The organism is Candidatus Competibacteraceae bacterium, from assembly GCA_016713505.1.
GTDB lineage: Bacteria > Pseudomonadota > Gammaproteobacteria > Competibacterales > Competibacteraceae > Competibacter_A.
Window position 1 is genome coordinate 364,659 of sequence record JADJPA010000002.1, and the last position, 22,782, is coordinate 387,440.

General features: G+C 61.1%; 24 protein-coding genes. 7 read left to right on the plus strand and 17 right to left on the minus strand.

Annotated elements, in window-relative coordinates; all coding sequences use genetic code 11:
* Window positions 1-158 precede the first annotated feature (158 nt).
* The 7 genes from IPK09_16635 (at window position 159) to IPK09_16665 (ending at window position 6,517) form a co-directional block, all read left to right on the plus strand.
* Window positions 159-1,286: an ATP-binding protein gene (locus tag IPK09_16635; protein ID MBK7985224.1), complete on the plus strand. Its 1,128-nt coding sequence runs from the start codon at window positions 159-161 to the stop codon at window positions 1,284-1,286.
* Window positions 1,283-3,646, plus strand: coding sequence for a tetratricopeptide repeat protein (locus IPK09_16640; GenBank protein MBK7985225.1), 2,364 nt, complete (start codon window positions 1,283-1,285; stop codon window positions 3,644-3,646). Before IPK09_16635 ends, IPK09_16640 begins: the two co-directional genes overlap by 4 nt.
* 226 nt (window positions 3,647-3,872) lie before the next feature.
* Entirely contained in the window at window positions 3,873-4,469 is a 597-nt protein-coding gene (locus IPK09_16645) for a LexA family transcriptional regulator (protein ID MBK7985226.1), read from the plus strand.
* 5 nt (window positions 4,470-4,474) lie between these two features.
* Entirely contained in the window at window positions 4,475-5,026 is a 552-nt protein-coding gene (locus IPK09_16650; protein MBK7985227.1) for a hypothetical protein, read from the plus strand.
* Between the two features lie 5 nt (window positions 5,027-5,031).
* Entirely contained in the window at window positions 5,032-5,421 is a 390-nt protein-coding gene (locus IPK09_16655) for a VOC family protein (protein MBK7985228.1), read from the plus strand.
* Between the two features lie 261 nt (window positions 5,422-5,682).
* On the plus strand, window positions 5,683-6,006 hold the full coding sequence (locus IPK09_16660; GenBank protein MBK7985229.1) for a hypothetical protein: 324 nt from the start codon (window positions 5,683-5,685) through the stop codon (window positions 6,004-6,006).
* A 307-nt stretch (window positions 6,007-6,313) separates the two neighbouring features.
* Window positions 6,314-6,517, plus strand: a complete 204-nt coding sequence (locus tag IPK09_16665) for a hypothetical protein (protein ID MBK7985230.1) — start codon at window positions 6,314-6,316, stop codon at window positions 6,515-6,517.
* 159 nt (window positions 6,518-6,676) lie between these two features.
* Here IPK09_16665 and IPK09_16670 read toward each other — a convergent pair whose 3' ends face one another.
* The 17 genes from IPK09_16670 to IPK09_16750 form a co-directional block, all read right to left on the minus strand.
* Window positions 6,677-7,429, minus strand: a complete 753-nt coding sequence (locus IPK09_16670; protein MBK7985231.1) for a hypothetical protein — start codon at window positions 7,427-7,429, stop codon at window positions 6,677-6,679.
* A gap of 182 nt (window positions 7,430-7,611) precedes the next feature.
* Window positions 7,612-10,242, minus strand: a complete 2,631-nt coding sequence (locus IPK09_16675) for a chitobiase/beta-hexosaminidase C-terminal domain-containing protein (GenBank protein ID MBK7985232.1) — start codon at window positions 10,240-10,242, stop codon at window positions 7,612-7,614.
* Window positions 10,243-10,275: 33 nt separating this feature from the next.
* Complete coding sequence (locus tag IPK09_16680) at window positions 10,276-11,328, minus strand: aldo/keto reductase (protein MBK7985233.1); 1,053 nt, start codon at window positions 11,326-11,328, stop codon at window positions 10,276-10,278.
* A gap of 60 nt (window positions 11,329-11,388) precedes the next feature.
* Window positions 11,389-12,039: an NAD(P)-binding domain-containing protein gene (locus tag IPK09_16685; GenBank protein ID MBK7985234.1), complete on the minus strand. Its 651-nt coding sequence runs from the start codon at window positions 12,037-12,039 to the stop codon at window positions 11,389-11,391.
* A 69-nt stretch (window positions 12,040-12,108) separates the two neighbouring features.
* Complete coding sequence (locus IPK09_16690; protein ID MBK7985235.1) at window positions 12,109-13,446, minus strand: hypothetical protein; 1,338 nt, start codon at window positions 13,444-13,446, stop codon at window positions 12,109-12,111.
* A 48-nt stretch (window positions 13,447-13,494) separates the two neighbouring features.
* Window positions 13,495-13,902 carry a hemin receptor gene (locus IPK09_16695; protein ID MBK7985236.1) on the minus strand — a complete coding sequence of 136 codons (408 nt, stop codon included), beginning with the start codon at window positions 13,900-13,902 and terminating at the stop codon, window positions 13,495-13,497.
* Between the two features lie 26 nt (window positions 13,903-13,928).
* Window positions 13,929-14,354, minus strand: coding sequence for an ester cyclase (locus IPK09_16700; protein ID MBK7985237.1), 426 nt, complete (start codon window positions 14,352-14,354; stop codon window positions 13,929-13,931).
* A 75-nt stretch (window positions 14,355-14,429) separates the two neighbouring features.
* Entirely contained in the window at window positions 14,430-15,077 is a 648-nt protein-coding gene (locus IPK09_16705; GenBank protein ID MBK7985238.1) for a hypothetical protein, read from the minus strand.
* Between the two features lie 15 nt (window positions 15,078-15,092).
* Window positions 15,093-15,533 (minus strand): ester cyclase, encoded by a 441-nt coding sequence (locus IPK09_16710; protein MBK7985239.1) that lies wholly within the window; start codon window positions 15,531-15,533, stop codon window positions 15,093-15,095.
* A gap of 32 nt (window positions 15,534-15,565) precedes the next feature.
* Window positions 15,566-16,465: an ester cyclase gene (locus tag IPK09_16715; GenBank protein ID MBK7985240.1), complete on the minus strand. Its 900-nt coding sequence runs from the start codon at window positions 16,463-16,465 to the stop codon at window positions 15,566-15,568.
* Window positions 16,466-16,516: 51 nt separating this feature from the next.
* A complete protein-coding gene (locus IPK09_16720) occupies window positions 16,517-19,018 on the minus strand; it encodes an alpha amylase C-terminal domain-containing protein (GenBank protein ID MBK7985241.1) in 2,502 nt (833 codons plus the stop codon).
* 48 nt (window positions 19,019-19,066) lie between these two features.
* Entirely contained in the window at window positions 19,067-19,537 is a 471-nt protein-coding gene (locus IPK09_16725; GenBank protein ID MBK7985242.1) for a VOC family protein, read from the minus strand.
* The gene (locus tag IPK09_16730; GenBank protein MBK7985243.1) at window positions 19,507-21,039 is read right to left on the minus strand and encodes a GMC family oxidoreductase N-terminal domain-containing protein; all 1,533 of its coding nucleotides are present in this window, start codon (window positions 21,037-21,039) and stop codon (window positions 19,507-19,509) included. Before IPK09_16730 ends, IPK09_16725 begins: the two co-directional genes overlap by 31 nt.
* Window positions 21,040-21,050: 11 nt before the next feature.
* On the minus strand, window positions 21,051-21,470 hold the full coding sequence (locus tag IPK09_16735) for a nuclear transport factor 2 family protein (protein ID MBK7985244.1): 420 nt from the start codon (window positions 21,468-21,470) through the stop codon (window positions 21,051-21,053).
* A gap of 42 nt (window positions 21,471-21,512) precedes the next feature.
* Entirely contained in the window at window positions 21,513-21,806 is a 294-nt protein-coding gene (locus IPK09_16740; GenBank protein MBK7985245.1) for a tautomerase family protein, read from the minus strand.
* 17 nt (window positions 21,807-21,823) lie between these two features.
* A complete protein-coding gene (locus IPK09_16745) occupies window positions 21,824-22,228 on the minus strand; it encodes a nuclear transport factor 2 family protein (GenBank protein MBK7985246.1) in 405 nt (134 codons plus the stop codon).
* 9 nt (window positions 22,229-22,237) lie between these two features.
* Window positions 22,238-22,720: a nuclear transport factor 2 family protein gene (locus tag IPK09_16750; protein ID MBK7985247.1), complete on the minus strand. Its 483-nt coding sequence runs from the start codon at window positions 22,718-22,720 to the stop codon at window positions 22,238-22,240.
* Window positions 22,721-22,782: the final 62 nt, after the last annotated feature.

Consider the following 22,782-nt stretch of genomic DNA (forward strand, 5'->3'; position numbering starts at 1 on the left):
GTTCCTCTAACTCCCTCATTCCTCCGCGCGGTACATCTTTTGGTGTTGCAAATTTATTGCGCAACAATTCTTTTGCGCAAAAGAATTGTTGCGCAATAAATTTGTTGTTATATTTTGGCCTTCGGGATGGCTTGGAGGATGACACGATGGCAGCTGTCATGCGACTCATTATTGGTACCCCCGCGACGGGAGATGATTTTTTCCCTCGCGACGATGTCCTGACCGTCTTGCGACGAGGCTTGGTCGCCGAGCATGTCCTGTTCATCGCACCCCGTCGGACCGGCAAGACCAGCTTGTTGAAAGCCTTGGCGAGACAATCCTCGGCTGGAACGAAAGCTTTCTATATCGACTTGGAACGTTTCAGCCATCCCAAAGATTGGATTGCCCAGATGGCGAAGGCATTGGTCGAGCACCAGGGATGGTTTGAGGCGAAGCAGCAAGTCGGCGGCTTGCTGTCCCGTATCGAATCGCGGTTTTTCAAGCTGGCGCCAAGCGACTGGACGGTTTCGGCCGACCGGCTGCTGACGGAACTGAACCAGCTCGATCGGCCGGTGCTGTTTCTGCTGGATGAGTTCCCGATCATGCTGAATCTGTTCGCCAAGCAGCACGGCGAGCTGGAAGCGGAAAACGCCTTGCGCTGGTTTCGGGCGTGGCGGCAAGAGAACCTCGGCGGCAGGGTGCGGTTTCTCTTGACCGGCTCGATCGGATTGGACAGCGTGGTGCGGCGGTTGGGGTTTCCCGACGCCATCAACGATCTGCGGCGACAGGAATTGTGGCCGTTGCAAGAGGCCGAAGCCATCGCGCTGGCCCAGCGTCTGGCCTGCGACAACTGCGGCATGGACGCGGTGCTCGCCGCTGAAATGGCGGCGGAATTTCTGAAGCTGTCACGGACGGCTTGGCCGTACTTTCTCCAATTGTTCGTCGCCGAATTGCAGGACGCCACGCCCCGGCCGACGACCGTCGCCGAGGTCAAGCCGCTTTATGACAAGGTGGTTTTCGGCAGGCGCAATCAGTACGCCGAACACATGTGGAAACGGCTGAACGATGTCTTCCCGTCGCCGCTGGCCGAGGCGGCGCGCGCCGTTCTCCGGTGCATCGCCGATTCGACCGCTGGGATGACTGAAGCCGAACTCCCGGCCAGAGCGCCCGCCATCGAGCCCGAGGATTTCAACTACGTGCTCGACGTGTTGGGACACGATGGCTACCTGCGCGAAAGCGACGACGGACGTTTGGTCTTTTTCTCCAATCTGCTTCGGGACTATTGGCGGCGCAAGGGGCGAGTATGAACGAGCGGCGCGGCGGTTCGTATCTGAACCTCTACAATCCGGCCACGCTCGGCGCCGAGCGGCTGTTGCGGGAATTCATCGACCGCAAGGGCTTGCTCGAACGCATCCTGGACATCATCCGCCAGAACACGGCCGACAAGCCCCAGCAACACCTGATCGTCATTGGCTCGCGCGGGATGGGCAAGACCATGCTGCTGTGCGCCATCCGCCACCGGGTCAAGGGCGATGCGTTGCTGGGCGCCGAATGGTTGCCGGTCAGCTTTCACGAGGAGCAGTACGGCATCGGTGATCTGGCGGATTTCTGGTTGGAGGCGATCCGCCATCTGGAGGCGGCATTGCGCCATTCGCCGCAAGCCGCCGATGAATTGCTGGATCATCCCAATGATGACTTGGCGGCGTGCGCCGAGGCCCGTTTTTTCGAGTTGCTGGCGGCGTCGGGCAAGCGGGCGCTGCTGTTGGTGGACAACCTGAATGACATCTTCGCCGCCGTCCACGATGAAGCGTCGCTGCATCGTTTGCGCGCGCTGTTGATGGACGATGCGCGGCTGATGCTGATCGGCACGGCCGCCAGCTATTTCGCCGAGATCACCGAAATCGGCCAACCCTTTCATGATTTTTTCCGCACGTTCTTATTGGAACGATTCAATCAGACCGAATTGGAAACCGTGCTGCGCGCGCTGGCGGCCGCCAACCATGATCCCGCCGTGCCGGAGATTCTAGAGAAAGCGCCGGAGCGGGTGCGGGCCTTGCGCATTCTCACCGGTGGCAACCCGCGTTTGGCCAAGCTCGGCTATCGCATTTTGCGGGAAGGCTTGGACGGGGATGTACGGCGCGATCTGGAGCGGCTGCTGGATGAATGCACGCCGTTTTTCAAGCATCGCATTGAGGGGCTGGCCAAGGAGGGCCGGCGCGTGTTCGATGCCATCGCCCGTCGCTGGGACCCGGTGACGGTGGATGAGCTGCGCAAGGAACTGCGCAAGCCGTCCAATAACATCAGCGCTCAGATCAAGCGGCTGGTGGACGAGGGCTTCATCGAGGAGGCGAGCGGCACCGAGAAGAAAAAGCGCTATCAGGTTGCCGAACGCTTTTACAACATTTATTACCTGATGCGTTACAGCCGTGACGGCCGAGCCAGGTTGCGTTGGCTGGTGGCGTTCATGAAGGTGTTTTACACCTCGGAGGATTACCAGGATTGGGCGGAACGCTTGGAGCGGGAACTGAAGAACACCGTATCGCACCTTGACCGGCAAGAAAAACTGGCGCATTTGCACACGCTGCTGGTAGCGGCGGATGAACCCGGCGATCGCACGCTGGCTTTCGAGGTTTGCGTGCGCCATGCGATCGCCGCCGACGATCGCGGCCATTTTGCGGAAGCCTTGCCGGCCGATCCCATCGAACGCTTTGGCTGGCGCTACCCGGTGGCTGAATTGCTGTGGCTATTGGATCGTGAAACGCGCCGGGAACTCGATTTCAAACCGCGTGAGAGCGGCTGGCTGAGCCGGGTGAACCAGCAGCTTCGAAAAGCGGGCCTGTTGGCCGCCGCCGGATCGCGGGTGTCAGAACTGGGCGGTTTTCAATGCGATACGATCGATCATGCCAGGGTGGCAGGATTTTTGTTGTCAGAAATTTTTGGTCGGCTGGCTGAAGCGGAGGCGGCCTTTCGCGAGGTGCTGAAATTTGCGCCGCACGACATCGTGGCGTGGGGGCATTTGATTTTTTTGTTCGACAGCCAGAATTGCCACGTCGAGGCTGAAGCAGCGTGCAGGCAGTTTTTGGCCTTTGATCCCAAGAACATCTACGTCTGGAAAAAGCTGGGTCTTACGCTGGCCGACCAACGGCGTTATGAAGAAGCGGAAGCGGCCTTCCGGCAAGCCATCGCCATCGAGGATAACAATCCGCTTGTCTGGCTCGCTTTAAGCAGCGTGCTGGCTTTTCAGCACCGCTACCCGGAAACGGAAACGGCCATCCGGCAAGCGCTCGATCTGGATGGGGAAGACGTTCTCGGCTGGGCTGCGTTGAGCGCGCTGCTCGCGGACCAGCATCGCTACGCGGAGGTCGAGGCTGTCTTTGGAAAAATCATCCAGCTTTATTGCCAAGCGTCTCCGCTCGAACAAGAGCGTTTGCATGAAATTGTTTTGGAACATGCCATCGTGCTGGCGTCTTTGGCGCCGCTGCGCACTCAGCTTCTAGAGATTCTTCTCACGCTGGACAAAGGGGTTCAAGCGAGCTTCGAGCCGTTAATCCTCGCCTTGAAAGCTCTGCAAGATCGCACGGTGCTCTATCAAATCGCCCGTGAAAAACGCGATTTCATCTTGGATATCATGGCCCGGATCAACAAGCGCGATGCGCGGCGGTATTAGAACATTCATCAGGCGGGCTCCGCCAAGCGGCTCGTGCGCTTGGTGGGCGCGTCGTTTTCGAAGCGTCGTTTCCCAAGCCGGTCGCTCCCGATGAAACCGCCTGACGCCACGAGCGAGTAGGACGCGTTTCCGCCGTTCGAAAATCAGTCTCGATACAAGTTTTACTTGACACCTTACGACTCCCGGCCTATTTTTGGCGTACAAATGTACGCTAACGGTCGCGCTCATGCCCAAACGTTCCGATGATCGGATTTATCTGGCCCGCTTGCAGGATTACTACGCCCGCTGGCGCAGCCTGCCGGCGTATGGCCCGTTGCGCGGCATCTTGCAACTGAGCTCGCGTGACGGCGTGGCCAAGGTGCTGGAACGCTTGCGCGCGGCGGGCTATTTGGATCGCGCGCCCGATAACCGCTGGACGCCGACCGCGCGTTTCTTCGAACGGCCACTGGCGGAAACCGCCGTTCCGGCTGGCCTGCCGGCGTTGGCCGGCGACGGCGGCGAAGCTTGCTCTATCGATGGCTTGCTGGTCCGCCATCCCTCTCGGACCACGCTGATTCCGATCACCGGCGATTCGATGATCGAAGCCGGTATTTATGAAGGCGATCTGGCGGTGGTGGAGCGGGATATTCCCGCCCGACCCGGCGATCTGGTCGTGGCCGTGCTGAACAACGAGCTGACGCTCAAGACGTTGGCGGTGGAGGACGGCGCTGCCATCCTGCGGCCGGCCAATCCGCGTTATCCGATCATTCGACCCGGCGAAAATCTGGACATTTTCGGCGTGGTGGTCGGCCTGATTCGTTCTTATCGCTCACCTCGGAGGTAACGCCCATGTTGGCTCTTGCTCCTGAACCGACTGTCGGTCGGATAGGCCATCCTCAGCCCGTTTCCGATCATGCCGCCGCGCCGGAATCGGCTATCGGCTGGCCGTTGCTGGCGGGTCCAGTGCCGACCGAGGCTCCCGCGCCTGTCGATGATGAAGTGGAGTGCTGGCTGAATCTGGACGCTCATCTGATTCGGAATCCCGAGGCGAGTTTCCTGGCCCGCGTCCATGGTAACGCGTTGTGGGAGGCGGGCCTGCACGACGGCGATCTGGTGGTGATCGATCGGGCCGTGCCGCCGCTGGCGGGTAGCGTGGTGTTGGTGGCGGTTGCGAACGGATTCGTGCTGCGGCGTCTGGACCGCGATGCCGGTGGGAAATTAACCCTGGAGCCGGCTGGTTGCCATCGTTCAGCCGACGGCGCTCGTGCGGTTCAGGATTTTGAAATTTTGGGCGTGGCGCGTTGGGTGGTGCATCGGCTTTGGCCGAGTCGGGATGCGTCGCCCGAAGGTGAGTCACTGTCTTTTCGAGATTTATCGGCGATTTCTCCAACCACGAGGTGATGACGATGGACGATGTTCGCTTGCAACACGGCGCTTTTTGCTGGAACGAACTGATGACCACCGATGTGGCGTCGGCCAAACAGTTCTACGGGACGTTGTTTGGCTGGACGACCGAGGACGATTCAAACACCGGTGTCAATTACACCTTGATCAAGGTCGGTGGCGAACAAGTCGGCGGCATCATGACCCTGCCGCCCGATTGCACGGGGATGCCGCCCAGCTGGGGCGTATACGTCACCGTGAACGATGTGGACGCCACCGCCGGCCAAGTGGAGGCCTTGGGCGGCAAACTGCTCCGTCCGCCCATGGATATCCCGGAGGTCGGACGGTTTTGCGTGCTACAGGACCCGCAAGGGGCGGTTCTGTGCGCCATTCAATTATTGAAATCCTGCTGAGGTAAACCCGCTCTCACCGCGCGCTGGCGTCGGGCGAGAGCGGCGGTTAAGCCCGTTGCCTCTGCTGGCATGTCGGCGGAAATCCTGTGCTAAGGGGTTCCTTCGGCTGCAAATTAATATCGCGGTTAGCGTATCTGATAGGGTCGTTCTGGCGTATTACTTGCAAAAGTCTCGTCGAGGGCACGTTTTCCAGCACCGGAGACCGCAATGAACACTGAGTCTTTGAGCCATCGCACCAGCGCCCAATGCGCAGCCAGACAGATGAGACCGGTCGGTTTGACCGCCAACGTGCTGCGGCGGCAGAACCGTGTTTTTCGGGGTACGGGTGGCGTCAGTGCCGGAAATCGATCACAAGGCTTTGCGCCGGCCTTTCTGGATACGCAGACCGGCGTGGTGTATCGGGCGTGCTTTGCCGATGGGCGGCCCGCGCCCATGCATTTGCTGGAAGGCTTGCCGTCCGCGTTGGTGGCGGAGCGCGATGCCGGCGGTCGCGTCACTGCGATTCTGTCGTCCGTGATGGCGGGTTTCGTGAGAGGAACGCAGTTTTTCACCCGCGAACAAGCCGCCGCCCTGGTCATGAATTAAGCGGTTTTGCTGCCCGCTTGGCAAATTGAACCGGTCCAAATTGACCTGAGTTGGAAACAGCCGCCCATCATCCTCCCGGCACACCCTGAAGGCGCGGAGCCGACCGTTCGGGTGTTTTCATGAGGCCGTACCCACCCTCGCTAGAGGTTTGCTCGGGTCGCCAACATCGCCTTTTCGCCGTCGGTTCCCGCATCTTTTTAGCGCGAGCACGCTTCATGCGGGAACGGAATAACCCCCGAAATAGCTTATAAAATGGCATGAATAATGCTTATTTTTAATGACCGTCACTAGCTTCGAGGGCTATTCCATGAATGAAACCCATTCGCCAGAAATTCGCCGGTTCAAATGGCGCGGCGAGCCTCACGCGATCTATTATTCGCCAGATATGGCGATTCGCGCGCACGATCACAACTACATCCTGCGGTTGATTTCGGATCGGATCGCCTTGTTGGCGCCGGCCCGGTTCAACCTGTTGCCGCAGTATCAAAGCCAGGAACCGCAGTATGTGTGAGCGGGAACTGGCCGGTGAAACGCGAGGTTTCTTGCTGGCAATACCACATCGGAGACCAGCGGCAGCGCCCGTTTCGTCTCCGATGCGGTCATGAGGGAAAGTTTTTCATAAGGGAAAGTTTTACCGCGCCTTCGTATTTCTGAAGCAGCCCCGCCAGCCTCACTCATTCTCCAAAGCCTTCGCTTCATACATGACCACCGTAAATCGAACGCCTCGTTCGTCTTGCGTGGCATCGAGATCGATAGGATAAGCGTTATTGCGCTCCAGATGTTTGGCGACGGTGTCGCCATCGATATCGCTATACCACCACGCTCGTTTGCCGACATTGGAGCGTTCGGCGACCGCCGCGAACCACCGTTGGCCGCCCTCAGCAACGTAGGCGCGCGAACGCAGCAAGGTAGCATCCAGCGCCGCCAGCTTGGCGTCGAGATCGCGCGCCGTGACCTGGGTAAAAAACCATGAGGGTTCAGGCCGCTCCTCCAGAATCACCGCATATTTACGAACGCCAGCCACCCGATACGTAACGAAGTCAACGATGCCGTGGCGACCGTCGAGCAGCTTTTGTACGCCGGCCTCATCGAGATCGGTATGAAGGCGAGTCCGCGGTCCTGGTCCTTTTTCCACCAGCAGCGAAAAGCGCGGTTGTGAGTCATCAATACCGGCCGTGATGGCCACCAGCCGAACATCGTTTTGACGCAAATACGCATCGGCCGCCGCCGCATCAAGATCGGTCACATAACTCCGCTCGGGTCCAGGTGCTTTGAATGCCACCGCGGCAAACCGTCGACGGCTGCCCGCGCCATAGCTCGACAAGCGCACCAGGCAAAAGCCGGGCATCATCACATCATCGATGTGCTCGGGATCGATGTCGTGCGACCAGAACCAGCTCTCGGGTGGATGTCTGACGGTCATGTGTTCTCCCGCAGCAGCTTGGCGGAAAAACAGTCGCCCCAACATGCCTGAAAAATCAACATCGAACGCGCGTAATCCGGCGAGCAGCATTCCGGTAGCCACGGAAGAAAGTATGAAGAAGCCATAAAATTTATTTTGCATAATCAACAGGTTTGGCGATGTATTTATTTTCGATCCAACGTCTACCTCAAATAAACCCCATCCTCGCCAATCCTGCCCGGTCCGTTCAAAACGTAGATGCCGGCGGAGTTGCCCCGGACATGGAAAGCGATGTTCCCACCGGACACTGTGATCCGGTTGCCGGTCACGGCGTCGGCATAAGCACCGTTTCGGATGTTGCCGACCGTGATGTCCTGATCGCCGCCCATCGCCAGCCCGACGACCGCGTAGCTTTCGCCGTTGTTGTAGTCGCGGACGAAGCTCATGCCGCCGCCCCATTCGCTGACCTGACTCATCGGTGCTTTCTGAAGCGCGGGAATCGCGCGGCGGATCAGATTCAGCCGCTTGATGTGCTGGTAGAGCGGATGGGATTGGGTGACGGCGATGGCTTGCTCGCTCAGATGGTCGCCGAAATAGGCGCGGCCGGTGCTGTCCAAAGTGTCGTCGTTGCCGATGATGTCTTGCGGCGCGCCTTTCATGAACTCGATTTCCTCGCCGTAATAGAGGCAGGGAATGCCGCGTATCGTCCAGAGCAGGTTGTAGGCCGCCGCCGCCATCCACTGCTCGCCCCGGAAGCGGAAGCGGAAATCGTTGTCGGGGCCGACATCGTGATTCTGCAAAAAGGTCACGAGCTGGGTGGCGTCGCCGTAGACCCAATCCATGCCCAGAATGCCGCCGATGCCGCCGTAGCCGCCTCGGCTGAGGTTGTCTCGAAAGGTGGAGAACAGCGAGAAATCCAATACCGCGAAGCCGGAATCGCCCCCCGAATTCGGGTCGCGGCGGTCGTTGCCCAGCCGGGTATACCACCAAGGTCGCAGGTCGCTCGGCGCGTTATCGCCGCCCAAATCGCCCCAGCCGGTGCCCTTGACCAAGTTTTCGCCGAACACGAACAACCCCGGCTTGTGCGCCTTCCAGGCGTTGACGTACTCCAGCAGGTTCTCGCGCGCAAGATGCTTGACGGTATCGATGCGCAGCGCGTCCACCCCCATATCCAAATAGCGGTTGACGGCGTTGATGAGGTAGTCCTTGACGTTCTGCCGCTCGGTCGCCAGATCGAGGCAATCGCCGGCCAGATGTTTGGTCTGAATCGCCACGCTTTCCCAATCGCCGCCGGCCATGAAGCCCTGCTGGTGATACCACTCCGGGTTCAGGGTGTTGGCGTCCACCCCGAAAAAGCGGTTGGGGTCGTAACCGGGGCTCGGCACGGTGGCGCTGGTGCGCGGATCGACCAGCGGTTGCGCGCCCGCCGGGTCGGACCTTTGCCGCTCGCGAAACCACGCGGGAGCCAGCGGGTTGTCGTTGTCCTCGCGGTTGGGGTTGCGGTAATCGCCGAGGTTGCCTTGATAGGGACCGTTGTTGACCCGCCCTGGTTGCGAGCCGCGCGGCACGTAGTATTTGATCGGCAGATGATCGACCCACACCTGATCGCGGATGCCGTATTGCGAGGAGTGGTTGATCACCACGTCCTGCACGATCTTGATGCCGCGCGCGTGCGCCGCGTTGATGAGGTCTTGATAGGTGGCGTCCGGCGATTCCAGCCGGGGGTCGATCCGGGTCCAGTCATAGGCGTGATAGCCGTGGTAGTCGAGGCCGCTGCGATTCTCGACCGGCGGGGTGATCCAGATGGCGGTGAAGCCGAGATCGCGGAGGTAATCGAGCTGTTGGATCAAGCCCCTGAAATCGCCGCGCCAGTGCGGGTCTTCGGCTTGACCGGTGGCGGCGTTGAACTTGATCCGGTCGCGACAGAAATAATTGTTGTTGGGGTCGCCGTCGTAAAAGCGGGTGGTGATGAGGAAATAGATGGTTTCCTCGCGGAAGTCGCCCGGCGCGCTGGCCGGGCCGATGTTGTAGTAGAAACTTTGCCGAGTTTCGTTGCCCGCGCCGTCGATGGCGAGAAAACGAATCGTTGCGCTGGAGGCGACCGCTATGGCATTCCCCGTCAATCCGGTCGTGGCGTCGCCGCGCGCGTAAACCGGCGAAGCTGGCGTCGGCGCGGAACCGTCGGTGGTGAAATAGGCCACGACCGGCGCGGGCCGGTTGTCGCGGACGGTGAAAACGACGGAGACCGGAGTTTCATAGGTGCCGCTGGCGACGCTCGCGCCGATGGTCGGCCGTTCCAGATCGGCGTTGGGATCGATGGTGTAGCGGAAGGTGCTGATGCCCCCCACATCGCCGGCCGAATTGATCCCGAACGCCATCAGTGTCGTCGGCCGGGCGATTTCGATGGGTCCGGCATAGATTGGGGAGGAAGCGGTCGGCGTCGCGCCGTCGGTGGTGTAATGGATGACATCGGTCCGGTTGCTGCCCTGCAAGACCACCTGTTGCGGTGTCAGGTAGGTTTGCGCCGGCGGCGACACAGTGATGACCGGCACGGCGGGTCGTTCCGGGTTGGCGTCGTACCACTGGCTGTTGCGGTAATACCAGCCCATCTGATCGCGGCGCAGGTTGGCGGTCTGCCGTCCCTCGCCGTCGTTGAACACGAGGCTAGCCGTTTCGGCGGTCTCGAACGAATAGCTGAACCAGTCGTCGCCCTCGGCGGTCATGGCCGCGCCCGGCCACGCCGTCGGCGGAATGGCGGGAGTCGTATCCCAATAATGGATATTGACGCTGGCGCGCCAATCGCTGGGTTTCTTGAAATGGACGACGAGTGGCATGGCCTGACTCTCCTTGGCGATCCGCGTCCGCTGTCAGACGCGGTGGTTGTCGATGGACGGCAAGGTGTTGCCGTAAATGACTTGCCGGACGCCTTCCCGCGTCAGGAAGTCGTGCGGGAAACCGGGCGCGATGGCGCTGGCCGCATCCAATCGCCGTAGCTGTTCGTCGCTCAGCAGGAAGTCCAGCGCCGCCAGATTGTCCTGAAGCTGCGAGAGCTTGCGTGCGCCGAGAATCGGAATGATGACCCCGCGCCGCTGCTGTCGAATCCAGTTGATGGCGACTTGCGAAGGCGTGCGGTCGATTTCCTCGGCCAGCTCGACCACGGCGGCGGCGATGTCGAGATTGCGCTCGCTCATCAAATCCTGACCCCAGGGACTGACGGTGTAGCGCGCGTCTGTCGAGACGCTTTTGTCGGCCTCGGGATTGTATTTGCCGGTGAGCAGCCCCCCGCCCAGCGGTCCCCAGGCGGTGACGGCGATATCCAGCGCCCGCGCCATCGGCAGCAAATCGCGTTCGGGGGTGCGTTCGATCAGGCTGTACTGGAGTTGCAGGCCGACGAAGGGACTCCAGCCGCGCAGTTCCGCCAGGGTGTTGGCGCGGGACACGATCCAGGCCGGCGCGTCCGAAATGCCGATGTAGAGCACCTTGCCGGAGCGCACCAGATCATCGAAGGCGCGCATCACCTCATCGACCGGGGTCATGAAATCCCAGGCGTGCAACCAATACAGGTCGATGTAATCGGTGCCGAGCCGCTTCAGGCTGGCGTTGATCGCCTGCATCATGCTCTTGCGGTGGTTGCCGCCGCCGTTGGGGTCGTCCGGGCGGCCGTTCAGGGTGTATTTGGTGGCGAGCACGAAGCGCTCGCGCTCGGCGGCGATGAATTCGCCCACATAGCTTTCGCTGGTGCCGTTGGTGTAATGGTTGGCGGTGTCGATGAAGTTGCCGCCCGCTGCCACGAACGCCTCAAAAAGCCGGCGGCTTTCGTCCTTGGACGCGCCCCAGCCCCATTCCTCGCCGAAGGTCATGGCGCCAAGACACAACTCCGAAACCCGCAGGCCGCTATTGCCAAAGAGTTTGTAACGCATGGCGTGAACTCCTTTGTTACGGTTCCCGCTCGCGCAAGGCGAGCGCGGGAACCGCGGCCTTCACGCTGCTTTGTGCAACAGCTTGAAGGCGTGATTGACGGAATTGATGCGGAAGAAATGACGGATCCAAACCATCGCCATCGGTTCGAGATAGCGGGCGCAGTCGATGCCGCCGATATCGACCACCGACCAGCCAAAGCTTTTCAGCACTTCCGTCACGGTGGCCTTGGCCTGATTGTCGTTGCCGCAAATGAACATATCCGGTGGACCATCGGGAAAGTCCGGTTTGAACATGTGCGGGCTGCCGACGATGTTGAAGGCCTTGACCACCCGTGAATAGGACAGCCAGCGCTGGATGTGCTCGCCGGCGGATTCGGTGTGGCCGATGGCGAGTTTTGGCGGGATACCGTCGGAGAAATCGAGCGGATTGATGGTATCGATCACGATTTTACCGGCCAGATTATCCGGGCCAGCCAACTTGATGGCGTTCTCCGCGCCGCTCCAAACCGTGCACAGCACCGCCAACTCGCTAAAGGCGGCGGCTTGCTCGAAGGTGCCGGAGGAGGCTTTCGAGCCTGCTTGATTGACCCAATTCTTGATTTTTTCTTGATGGGGGTCTCGCGATCCCATTTTGACCTCGTGGCCGAGAGCCGCGAAGCCGAGTCCGAGGGCTTGACCCACGTTGCCGGTGCCGAGAATGCCGATTTTCATGATTTCTCTCCTCGCTGTTTTATCCGAACAGGAATTGCAAATTGTCCGAGCGTCTTAAGCGCGCGGACATCATTGGCCAGATTTGACGGAAATCGATTCGATGGGTGGTGACGAATACGGCTGTCGCGCGAGCAACTCGCGCTGGCACGCCAGCAGCCCGCGCTGGAATTCGTTGGGGTCGAGCGTTGCTGGCGAAGCCCGCGCCGCCACGCTCGCCGCAGCGCGTTGGGAGGCCACTCGCTCGCTCAAGGCCAGCAGGTCAGTTTGCGGCGGAGCGGGTCGTGGAGCCGGTTCGACCAACAAGCCGCCGAGGTGGTTTGCGGCGGCGACCCTTGCGCCCATGTCGGGAATCGTTCCGTCCGGTCGGCGGCAGAACCGAAGCAGAACGGTTTTGATGATGGAGGTGTGATCGAACACCGTGTGGGCCACGCTTCCCCGCCGCGTCCAAGGTGAAACGATCAGCGCCGGGACGCGGCAGCCGTAGCGGCGCAAGAGGGGATGGTCGTCGGCCGCCGCCGGCGGCGGGACGTGATCGTAAAAGCCGCCGTGCTCGTCGTAAACGACGACGAGCAGCGTCTTGTTCCAAACCGAACTTTCGAGCAGGGCCTGATAAAGTCGGTTGATCAGGGTTTGTCCGATCCGAATGTCCGCCGGCGCATGATCGTCGTTGGAATACTGAAAATTGCCGTAATCGGCGAAATTGGGATCGATCCACGACACGGCGGCCAGCTCGCCCGCCGCCGCGTGGCTGAGAAAATCCTCGGTCTCAAAAATCGAGTGTTCCGCGAAGGAAAAGAATTTGTCGGTGTTTCCCAGCCGATAGCGCCCATCGACCAGCCGCAGGGTGGCGAAATCGTGGCAATACCAGCGCCAGGACACGTCTTGAGCGTCCAAATGGCGGATGAAGGAGGGCCGGTTATAAAAAGGGATTCGCCGGTTTTCGCGGCTGCCGTCGCTACCGCCGGTCACCGCATACAGCCGGTTGGGCCAGGTTTGCCCCGGCACCGAGCTAAACCAGCGGTCGCAGATCGCGAATTCCCTCGCCAGATGGTCGTAAATGGGCAAATCGGCGGCGTTGTAATAGCCCATGATCGCGCCGGGATCGGCGGGTTGGCACATCCGTTCGAAATTCAAAACGAATCCGCCGTTGTTGTCGGAAATCTGCTCGTCCACGCAACTGCCCGCGTGACAGGGGTCCAGTTCAAAGACCGTATGATTCAGATGATGGATGCGATGAACGGTACCGTTTTGGGATCGGTTGAACATATCGCCGGTCAGGCCATCCATATCGGTTCTACCGCCTTCAAGCGATAGGTAGCCCAACAGATGGTCGAAGGAACGGTTTTCCATCATGAGCACCACGATGTGCTCGATCTTATCGAGATTCGCCAACGCTTCATCCATCATTGCCCGTGCCTCTACGCTCGCATGGAACGGAGTAAACTTATTGCGGGATCATGATTGAGCGGCGGCGATCATGACGGCCGCCATGAGGCCATACGCATCTGCCCAAGCCTGCTTGACCGATGGCGTGAAATCCCCGCCCAAACCTTGACCGAGCGTTTTGAGTAATGCGTCTCCAACCGTTGCGTATTGCGACTCTCGAACGCCATATCCAACATGACGCTTGGCCAAGTTTTGAAGGGCGGGAACCAGCGTTTCCTGATCGTTGAAAGTGCTTATGGCCATTCCTATCATTTGCATGAGTTTTTTTCCTTGATCTGCCATATCTCCCTTGAATAAAGGTTTGAGGCTTGGGTCGGCGGAGAATAGATTTTGATAGAAGAACGCCGCCGCCTGAGGCGCGATGCGTTCGACCTTTTTCCAAGAATCTTGCAAAAGATCAATGGCTTGCTGGTTCATGGCCATTTCCTCTTAGAATGGCTCGGTTAAGATACGAGCGGAGTCACCAAGCCAAGCTGCTGCGCGATATTCAAGCTGTCCGAATTGAACCAGCGCTCGGTGATTTTTCCGTCCACCACCCGAAATAGCGCCACGCCGTTCCAGCTCAATTCGTTGCCGCTGGGGGCGACGCCCAGGAATTCTCCTTGGTGGATGCAACGCATGGTGCCGCGCACGCCGACCATCTCGCCGTCGGCGATGACATCGTGCAGTTGCACGTTCAGATTGCCCAAGACGCCGCGCGATCGGGTGATGCCTTGTTTCAAGGTTTCGCGGCCTTGCGGGCTGCCGAACAGGGTTTCGCCATGATCCCGGAAATCGGCGGCCATGATCTCGTCCAAGACCTCGACCTGACCTTGACTCATCACTTCCGCGTAAAAACGGCGGACGAGGGCTTTATTGGTTTCTGACATGGCGTGCTCTCCTGTGAACTTTGGAGCGTGGACAATGGCGAACCGAGTCAAATGCGCGGGGAATCGATTGTTGGATTAGCATTTCTGATTGCAGGTCGCGCTGTTGCGTTGTTCGATCCGACCGTTATAGGTATTGACGATTTCGTCAAAACAACCTTGGCCTTGAATGGAAATACGCCTGAGTAATTTCCAAGAATTGACCCAGCGTTGGCATAAAACGGTGGAATTGGCCTGAGCCAAAAGGATCGGGTTCAAATCCGCGCCCGCGCGGGCGGCATGGGCGGAACTGATGAAAAAATTAGCAACGGCCATTTTCTCGGAAGTGAGCGATTCCAAGCCGACCCACCGGTAAATGGAGGTCTGACCGGGCGTCTGTATGCGCAATAGCACATCGCCGGAACGGCAGATGATGGTGCCCACTTCGATATTTAACTCATTCTTGACGCTGAGAAATTCGCCCTTACTGCATTCGAAGTTTTTCTTCCAGAGTTTGTTTTCCTCGGAAGCCATGCGGCTCATGCCGAAAGGAATGTTTCGATCCCACGATTTGTAAAGCTCGACAAAAGTTGGAATCGCGCCGATCACGGCAATAATGACGGTGGGATACACCAACAACCACTGCCACCACGTCGATGGTTGGTAATGGTGCTGCGAATGGTCGGATTTTTTATTCCAACCGGTTGTAGCGCTGTCTTTCGTTAAGGCGTTCTGGTCCATAATCATGGATCGGTACCCCGATTACCCTAAAGGGATTTCTGAAATCATGCCGAGATCGCGCAATTGTCCCATCACATCCATGTTGGCCCAGCGTTCGATGATTTTTCCCGCCGCGTTGAAGCGGTAAGTGGAAATGCCCCGCCAGGTCGAAACCTTGCCGGTCGGGGGAACGCCCATGAACGGGCCTCGATGGGTGCCGCGCCAGGACAGCAGACACACCACCGTATCGCCTTCGGCCACCAGGTCTTCCACGGTGGTATGGCCGTCGGGATAGCCGTTGATCACGCCCTGTACCCCGGCTTTGATCGCCGCGCTGCCTTCGATGCGCGGAAACAGGGTCTCGCCGTAATGCACGAAATTCGGCTCCATCAGTTCATCGACGACGGCGACCTTGCCTTGGTTGATAATTTCGTCGTAGAAGCGCCTGATGCTGGCCTTGTTTCTGTCTTCAACCGTTGCCATTGCTGTGCTCCTGATGTCGATGGGTGAAGGCGTCAGCCCGCTTGACCCGAAAAACGCGAGACCCGGCCGAGCTGCTGCATCACGCCCAATTCATCCTCGATCACCCAGCGCTCCGCCATCTGGCCGGCGCTGTTGAAGCGGATGATGGAACTGGCCGTCCAGCTCATCGGCTGGCGGGTGGCGGGCGCGCCCATCCAGTCGCCTTCCTGGGTGCCGTTGACCCGGACGTGCACCACGACTTTGTTCCCTTCGGCGAAAATCTGTTGGACGGTCGCGGTGGCGTCGGGGAAGGCGGCCTTGAAGCGGGGAATCGCCTGGCGCAGCGCGTCGCGGCCGTAGACCAGCGGGAACAGGGCATCGCCGTGGGTGACGAATTCGGGGACCATCAAGTCGTCGATGGCGGCGGGTAACACCGAGGGATCGCGGCTGCTCAAGGCGTCGAACAGGCGACGGGTGGCGGCGATGTTGGCGGCGGTATCGACGGGCGGCGGGCCGCCCAGCCGAACCGGCGGGATGACGCCGAGTTGGATCATCAAGCCCAAGGTGTCCCAAATCCCCCAGCCTTCGGTCTTTTTGCCGTCGGCGACGCGGTGAATGAGATGCCCGCTCAGGTTGAAAGACCGGCCGGTCGGCGGCAGGCCCCGGAAATCGCCGGTGTGCGTGCCCCGCACGGTGTAGCGGGTGGCGACTCTATCGCCTTCGGCGTGCATCGCCTCGATCTGGTAGCGAATGTCCGGGAACGCGCCGTGAATCGTGGCGATCCAGGTCTTGAAAGCCTCCAGACCGCGCGCGGCCTCGCCGCTTTCCTGATGAAACAGGAAGTCGGCGGCGTACAGTTCGTCGATGACCGCGAGGTTGGCCGGATTCCAGCCTTCCTCGATGGCGCGGCGCACGATGCGCTTGTTCTGTTCCAACAGATTGGTTTGAGTCATGATCCACCTCGGTTGTCGCTCGACCGGACTGTGCGCCGGTTGCGAGAAAAATCACTGCCGCTGGAACACCAGCACGCTGTTAGCCGGCAGGCGGGCGGCGAAGCCGCCGCCGTTGCGAGTGATCGCGCCGGTGTTGAGCAAGTTCCCGCCGCCGTAACCGGCCGCGTCGCTGTTGAAAATCTCCCGCCATGGGCCGTTGCCGATCCGCGCGCTGTCGATCTGATAGCCGTCGACAAAGAAACGGTTGTTGAAGCTGGCGATCACCAGCAAATCTTCGTTGTCATTCCAGCGCCGGAAGGCCAGCACGCGGTTGGCGTCGTGGGTGTAAAGCACCTCGATATTGCGCGAGCGCAAGGCGGGGCGGGCGAGCCGCAAGCGGATCAGTTCTTGATAGAAGCGAAACAGGTTCGCACCCGCCCCTTGACGCAGCGCCGGAAAGTTCTCCCGGTGGTTGATGAAATCGCCGTAGCGATACGGTTCGGTCGCGCCGACTTCCTCGCCCATGAAAAACATCGGAACGCCCGGCCCCAGCAGCGTCAGGGCGGCGGCGACGCGGGCGCGGGCTTCGGCGTAGCGCCGGGTCTCGGCGTTGCCGAGCGACGCGCCGTTGACCGCGACCACCAAGGTTCGCGCCGAATAAACGCGTTGGCCGCCTTCCTCGTAATAGGAATTGCCGGCTTCGTCGTGCGATTCGTGATAGACCACCTTGGCGGTGGCGCTGTCCGCCAGCGCGCCGGCGAATGCGTTCATCGCGAGCGGCCGGTCGTCGCCGTAGCCGGCGAATTTGAGCAGCCGGGCGCGGCTGGCGTCGTTCTGGGCGTCGCCGATCAGGTGGTGATAAAAATCCGCGTACCAAGTGGCGTCGAAGCCGAGGCCGTTTTGTTCGCTCGATTGGGTGACCGCCGTCCAGCCAGAATGATCCTCGGCGGTCAGCAACACGTTCGGCTTGATCAGCTTGAGCGTCCGCGTCCACTCGCGCAGGAATTTCGCGCCGAAGGCCCGCGCGGCGTCGGCGGGCGCGCCGTTGGCGTGCAAGACCGCGTAGGAGTGGATCGAGGTGGTCTGATCGACCCGGAAGCCGTCGAGGTGAAATTCGCTCACCAGCATGGCCGCGCTGCTGATAAACAGCTTGCGCACGGTTTCTTCCCAGTAGCGCGGCGCGTAGCCCGTTGACATATTGTCGATGTAACCGCCGTGGCCGGCGGGCGTCTGTTGCGGGTCGCGCCGCGCCGCCGCCTCGTAGGCGGGATAATCGTCGGGCCGCCCTTGATACCAGTAGTAGATATTGCGTTCGGGCGCGGTGGAATCGTAAGCCCACTCGGCGCGCTCGCCGTCGTGGGTGTAGTGGTTGTACACCACGTCCAGCAGCACGGCGATGCCGCGCCGGTGGCATTCGCGCACGAAATGCTTGAATTGATCGCGGCCGCCGCCGGCGTATTCGATGGCCAGAAAATGTGAGGTGCCGTAGCCCCAGTTAGTCCAGCCCTCGAACTCGGAAGTCGGCATCAACTCGACGCAGTTCACGCCGAGATCGACCAGATAATCGAGCAGCGCGATGGCTTCGGCCAAGGTGCCGCGCGGCACTTGCCCCGCGCCCAGCCCGTCGACGTGCAGTTCGTAAATCACCAGATCGTCGATGCGGGTCGGCAACGGTCGGTTCGGATCGAACTCATCCCGCCAAAACGCTGCCTCATCCACCCAATCGGTTTCCGGCCAGACCGGATTGCCGCCGGCGTCCAGTTGGCGAAACGGCCGCACGATCCGGTCGGGATCGACCACCACCGAGCAGCTTTTCGTGCCGTCCAAGTCTTGCCGAGTGCCGTTCCACGGCGCTGCGCCGGGTGCGGGGGCGTCAGGATTCTTGCCGCCGCTGCCGATTTGGCAGCGGGAATAAAGGTCGGTGCGATAAGCGACCGAACCGTCTTCGCGGGTGATGCGGAACAGGTAAAGGGTATGATCGAAAGCGGCGAAGCTCGTCAGTTCGGGCGCATCGCCGACCTGCGTCGTCCACACGCCATCCTCGGCGCGGTGCATCGGCAAAGTCGCCGTGACGCCGCGCCCATCGTTCCAGATGTAACCGCCCGCCGGTTCGCCGCGCACCAGTTCCACGTTGCGCGCGTTCGGAGCCCACACCGCGAAACGGATCGCCGGCGCGGGTTGACCGGCGACGGACAGCTTGTTCGCGCCCAGCCGGCGGCAGTGAGTCAGGTAATAGCGTTCGGCTTGGCCGGCGGCGCGCAGGGTAAAGAGGCGGTGACGCTCGGTCGCGCCCGCGTCGCTGACTTCGGTGGGAATGGCCCAGGCGTCGGCGCGCTGCGGCGCATCCGCCGTCACGCCCCAGCGGAAACTTTGGCCGAGCTGGCTGTCGTCCAATCGCACCGTGGCTCGGAACGCGGGGCAGCCGTCCTCGGCGGTGAACGCCTCCATCGGCGTCGAACTCCAGGTTTCCGACCGCAAGCCTCGCGCGTCCCAATTGCCCGACAGTCGGGCGTTGTCGAACAACGCGGGCCGCAATCCGGTCAGATACTCGAACCGCACGGGAATCAATGCCATGAAAATCTCCCTCTCAGCCTTCCGCTCGCTAACGCGCCCGAAATCCGCTCAAGCCGGCGGCGGGGGCGGGTGGTCCTGATCGGTGAAGCCTTGGGTCACCTGCACGATGTTGCCTTCGGGATCGGACAGCCACACGCTGCGCCAGCCGGGGATGAAGGCGTCGAAACTGAGCGGCCCGAAGGTGATCCTCGCGTCATTGCCCATCGCCGCGAGCTGGGCCTCCACATCGTCCACCTGAAACGAGAAATTGCGCACGCCGGGATAAAGCAGTCCCTCGTTATTCGCATCCAGCGACGCGGGCCGCGCGCCTTGGGCTGGAAACAGCTCCAGATAGATGTCGCCGTCGCTCAGAAACACGATCTGGCGGCCGTCTGGCAGGTCGATGACGCGGGCGCGGTGGAAGCCGAAATGCTGGCTGTAGAAGCGCTCGATGGCGAGTTGATCGTTGCAGTTCAGGGAAAGGTGGTGAAATTGCATGAGAGCGTCTCCTACGGTCCGGCCTTGATCAAGTCGGCGCATTTTTCGGCGATCATCAGAATGCCGGCGTGACAGTTGCCGGACGGCACCGCCGGCATCACGCTGGCGTCGGCCACCCGCAGCCCTTCCAAGCCGCGCACGCGCAGGCTGGGGTCCACCACCGCCCGGTCGTCCGCCCCCATCTTGCAAGAGCCGGCTTGATGGTGGTACGAGTCGGCCCGCCGCCGCACGAACTCGCGCAGTTGCGCGTCGCTGCTGACGCTCGGCCCTGGCAGCACCTCGCCGGTCACCCACTCGGAAAAAGCGCGGGTGGCGAAAATCTCGCGCGAGCGTTTCACTGCGCCCACCAAGCGCCGGGTGTCGTCCTCGGTGCCGAGGTAGTTGGGATTGACCAGCGGTTTGGCCAAGGGATCGGCGCTCGCCAGCCGCACCCAACCGCGCGAAGTCGGCCGCACCACACCGGGCAAGATACTGACCGCGTTGGGGTTTTGTTGGCCGATGAGGATGTCGAACGGCACATGCACGAACGCGATCTGGATGTCCGGCCCGCTTTGGCTGGGATCGGATTTGTAGAACAGCGCCGCTTCCGACAGATTGAGATGGGGCGGCGGCACCGGCCGCGCGGTGGTCTGGATCAGACCGGTCAGAATGTGGTTGTGAAAGTTCTCGCCGACTCCCGGCAAGGCCGCCACGACCGGAATATCGAACCGGCGCAACTGCTCCGGGTCGCCGATGCCAGACAGCAGCAACAGCTTGGGCGATTCGATCGCCCCGGCGCAGACCAGCACTTCCCGCTCCGCCCACGCGCTCTGCAATTGGCCGTTTTGGCTGTACTCGACCCCGACGCAGCGCGCTCCCTCGAACAGTAGCCGGGTCGCTTGGGCGTTGGCGCTCAAGGTGACGTTCGGCCGCGCCAGGGCGGGAAATAAATAACCTTCCCGCGAACTACAGCGCTTGCCGTCGCGGATGTTGACGTGATGCCAGCCGGTGCCTTCCATTTGGGGGCCGTTGAAATCGTCCGTGGCCGGATAACCCAATTCCCGACAGGCGGCGATGAAGGCCGCCGAGGTCGGATTCGGTTCGTGCAGTCCGGCGTTCAACAGCGAGATCGGGCCGCCCTTGCCGGTCCAGGGGCCGGTTTCATCTTCTTGATCTTCCAGTTTTTGGAAGTAGGGCAGCACGCTGCGGTAGTCCCAACCGGCGCAGCCTTGCGCCGCCCAGCCGTCGAAATCGGAGGCGTGGCCGCGGATGTGCATCAGCACGTACAGGTTGCTGGTGCCGCCGGGCAGCTTGCCGCGCGGCTCGTACACTTCCCGGCCGTCAAGGCCCGGTTGCGGCACGCTGCGGTAGCCCCAATCGACTTCGGAGCCGAGCAGGGTCGGCCACGCGGCCGGAACTTGAATCCGATTTTCGATTTCGGTCGGGATGTCGGAACGGCCGGCTTCCAGGACCAGCACCCGGACGTTCGGGTCTTCGCTCAGCCGGTTGGCCAGCACCGAACCGGCCGATCCCGCACCGACGATAACGAAGTCGTAAGCACTCATGGGACGTGTCCTCAACCCGGCGGCGCTTTGGGGTTGGTGGGGTGGTTGAAGGGCGCGAACGCCGTTTCGTCGTGGATGGTGCGCAGGTACTTGATCTTGCCGTTTTCGAGGCGGAAGTAATTCGCGCCCACCACCTCGCGATCCGGCAGGTAGTTGTAGGCGATGGGGGTGCCGGCCCGGTTGGCGGCGTCGCAGCGCCAGATCACCACGGCCCGCTCACCGTCCACCACGATCTCCAGCGGCAGCATCTGGAACTTGCGGTAGCCGTAGCTGATGGCCCCGATCGCGCCTTGCAGTACGCCGATGCCTTCGAAATGACCGGCCAGTTGCTCGTCGCCGGTCACGTCCTCGGAGAACAGCGTCAGCCACTCGTCCCAAGCGCCGCGCCGGGCGGTTTCGTAATAGCGGTCGATCACATCGCGGGTGCTCATAAAGCGTGCTCCTGTATCAGGCGAAGTCCGGCAAAAGGGCGATTAGGCTGAAGGTCCGCGCGGCCGTCGGCGCGGCACGTTGTACGCCTTGACGAATTCGTCGGCGGCGTCCTCGATGATCGGTACGAAGTCGTTGATCAGGAAATCGGGGTCCGGCAACGGCCGGCCAGCCAGCCCCCATTGGCCTTGCTTGACCTCCTCGACCATCACGTAAACGTAGGGCCGGGCCGCTTCCATGGTGGCCTTGCAGAAGGCGTCGGTCAGATCCTTGACCAGCGCGGTTTTCTGTTCGTCGGTGAAGAAGTTTTCGATGACCTTGACGCTGACGATGGGCATGGCGGTTGCTCCCGGTCTCAGGTCCAGAATTCGTCGTACTGGGCCGTGCCGTCGCCGAAGATCGCGCCCCGGCCCTCGACCACCTTGCCGTCGCGCCAAGTCAGCCAATGGATCACGTCGATATCGAGCTGGCGCTCCGGCTGGCCGGCGCGGTAACCGGTGTTGCGGGTCACGTCCGCCGAGAAGTTGTCGGCGGTCATGACCGCGACCGAGGCCATGCGGAAGCTGTTGTCCGACAGCCGGCCGACCGTGCCCATAAACTGAATGAACTCGTCTAGATTGTTCTTCCAGCCGGAGAGTGGGTTGTGGCCGGGGACCAGCCAGCGCAAATCCTCGCCCCACAGTTCGGCGATTTGGCTGCGTTGGCCGGTGGCGAGCGCCGCGTAGGCGGCGGCGACGTGTTCGGCGGTGATGATGGCCATGAGAATCTCCTAAGCCGCCAGCCGGTCGGGGATCGGCCTGAGCTGGTAGACGGTGTTGAAGAAGTTATCCACCGCGTGCTGGTCGCTGATGTACACCTGCACCCGCGCGATCCGGCCGTTTTGAATGCGGTAATGGGTGCAGTTGAGGGCGTTGAGGGTCACTTGCGATTCGTTGCCGCCAGCGTCGCGCACCGTGGTGGTGCCTTGGCCGCGATGGACTTCCACCACCGTGTCGTCGCCGAAGGTATCGACGCCGGTGCTGGGGTCGCGCTGGGGGTCGAGGGTGACCTGGATGTTGGCCCGCACCAACTGGGCGAAAAACGCTAGTACTTCCTCCGCACCGTTCTTGGTGCCCGACAGCGGGTGGCGGCCGGGCAGGTTCCAGACCAGATCCGGCGCGAAAATCTCGTTGCGGATCGTCGCCATGTCGTTGCGGTTGAAGCACTCGTACATGCGTTGCACCAGCGCGATATTGGGATGGGTGTCTGCCATGGGGTAGTCCTCTCTTTTGCTAAAATTTCAATGGGTTGTATGAAAGTAATTGGCGGTTGGGG

Coding starts and splice junctions, on each gene's coding strand:
- IPK09_16635 (MBK7985224.1), top strand. CDS start 159: ATGCGACTCATTATTGGTACCCCCGCGACGGGAGATGATTTTTTCCCT.
- IPK09_16640 (MBK7985225.1), top strand. CDS start 1,283: ATGAACGAGCGGCGCGGCGGTTCGTATCTGAACCTCTACAATCCGGCC.
- IPK09_16645 (MBK7985226.1), top strand. CDS start 3,873: ATGCCCAAACGTTCCGATGATCGGATTTATCTGGCCCGCTTGCAGGAT.
- IPK09_16650 (MBK7985227.1), top strand. CDS start 4,475: ATGTTGGCTCTTGCTCCTGAACCGACTGTCGGTCGGATAGGCCATCCT.
- IPK09_16655 (MBK7985228.1), top strand. CDS start 5,032: ATGGACGATGTTCGCTTGCAACACGGCGCTTTTTGCTGGAACGAACTG.
- IPK09_16660 (MBK7985229.1), top strand. CDS start 5,683: ATGAGACCGGTCGGTTTGACCGCCAACGTGCTGCGGCGGCAGAACCGT.
- IPK09_16665 (MBK7985230.1), top strand. CDS start 6,314: ATGAATGAAACCCATTCGCCAGAAATTCGCCGGTTCAAATGGCGCGGC.
- IPK09_16670 (MBK7985231.1), bottom strand. CDS start 7,429: ATGACCGTCAGACATCCACCCGAGAGCTGGTTCTGGTCGCACGACATC.
- IPK09_16675 (MBK7985232.1), bottom strand. CDS start 10,242: ATGCCACTCGTCGTCCATTTCAAGAAACCCAGCGATTGGCGCGCCAGC.
- IPK09_16680 (MBK7985233.1), bottom strand. CDS start 11,328: ATGCGTTACAAACTCTTTGGCAATAGCGGCCTGCGGGTTTCGGAGTTG.
- IPK09_16685 (MBK7985234.1), bottom strand. CDS start 12,039: ATGAAAATCGGCATTCTCGGCACCGGCAACGTGGGTCAAGCCCTCGGA.
- IPK09_16690 (MBK7985235.1), bottom strand. CDS start 13,446: ATGATGGATGAAGCGTTGGCGAATCTCGATAAGATCGAGCACATCGTG.
- IPK09_16695 (MBK7985236.1), bottom strand. CDS start 13,902: ATGAACCAGCAAGCCATTGATCTTTTGCAAGATTCTTGGAAAAAGGTC.
- IPK09_16700 (MBK7985237.1), bottom strand. CDS start 14,354: ATGTCAGAAACCAATAAAGCCCTCGTCCGCCGTTTTTACGCGGAAGTG.
- IPK09_16705 (MBK7985238.1), bottom strand. CDS start 15,077: ATGATTATGGACCAGAACGCCTTAACGAAAGACAGCGCTACAACCGGT.
- IPK09_16710 (MBK7985239.1), bottom strand. CDS start 15,533: ATGGCAACGGTTGAAGACAGAAACAAGGCCAGCATCAGGCGCTTCTAC.
- IPK09_16715 (MBK7985240.1), bottom strand. CDS start 16,465: ATGACTCAAACCAATCTGTTGGAACAGAACAAGCGCATCGTGCGCCGC.
- IPK09_16720 (MBK7985241.1), bottom strand. CDS start 19,018: ATGGCATTGATTCCCGTGCGGTTCGAGTATCTGACCGGATTGCGGCCC.
- IPK09_16725 (MBK7985242.1), bottom strand. CDS start 19,537: ATGCGCCGACTTGATCAAGGCCGGACCGTAGGAGACGCTCTCATGCAA.
- IPK09_16730 (MBK7985243.1), bottom strand. CDS start 21,039: ATGAGTGCTTACGACTTCGTTATCGTCGGTGCGGGATCGGCCGGTTCG.
- IPK09_16735 (MBK7985244.1), bottom strand. CDS start 21,470: ATGAGCACCCGCGATGTGATCGACCGCTATTACGAAACCGCCCGGCGC.
- IPK09_16740 (MBK7985245.1), bottom strand. CDS start 21,806: ATGCCCATCGTCAGCGTCAAGGTCATCGAAAACTTCTTCACCGACGAA.
- IPK09_16745 (MBK7985246.1), bottom strand. CDS start 22,228: ATGGCCATCATCACCGCCGAACACGTCGCCGCCGCCTACGCGGCGCTC.
- IPK09_16750 (MBK7985247.1), bottom strand. CDS start 22,720: ATGGCAGACACCCATCCCAATATCGCGCTGGTGCAACGCATGTACGAG.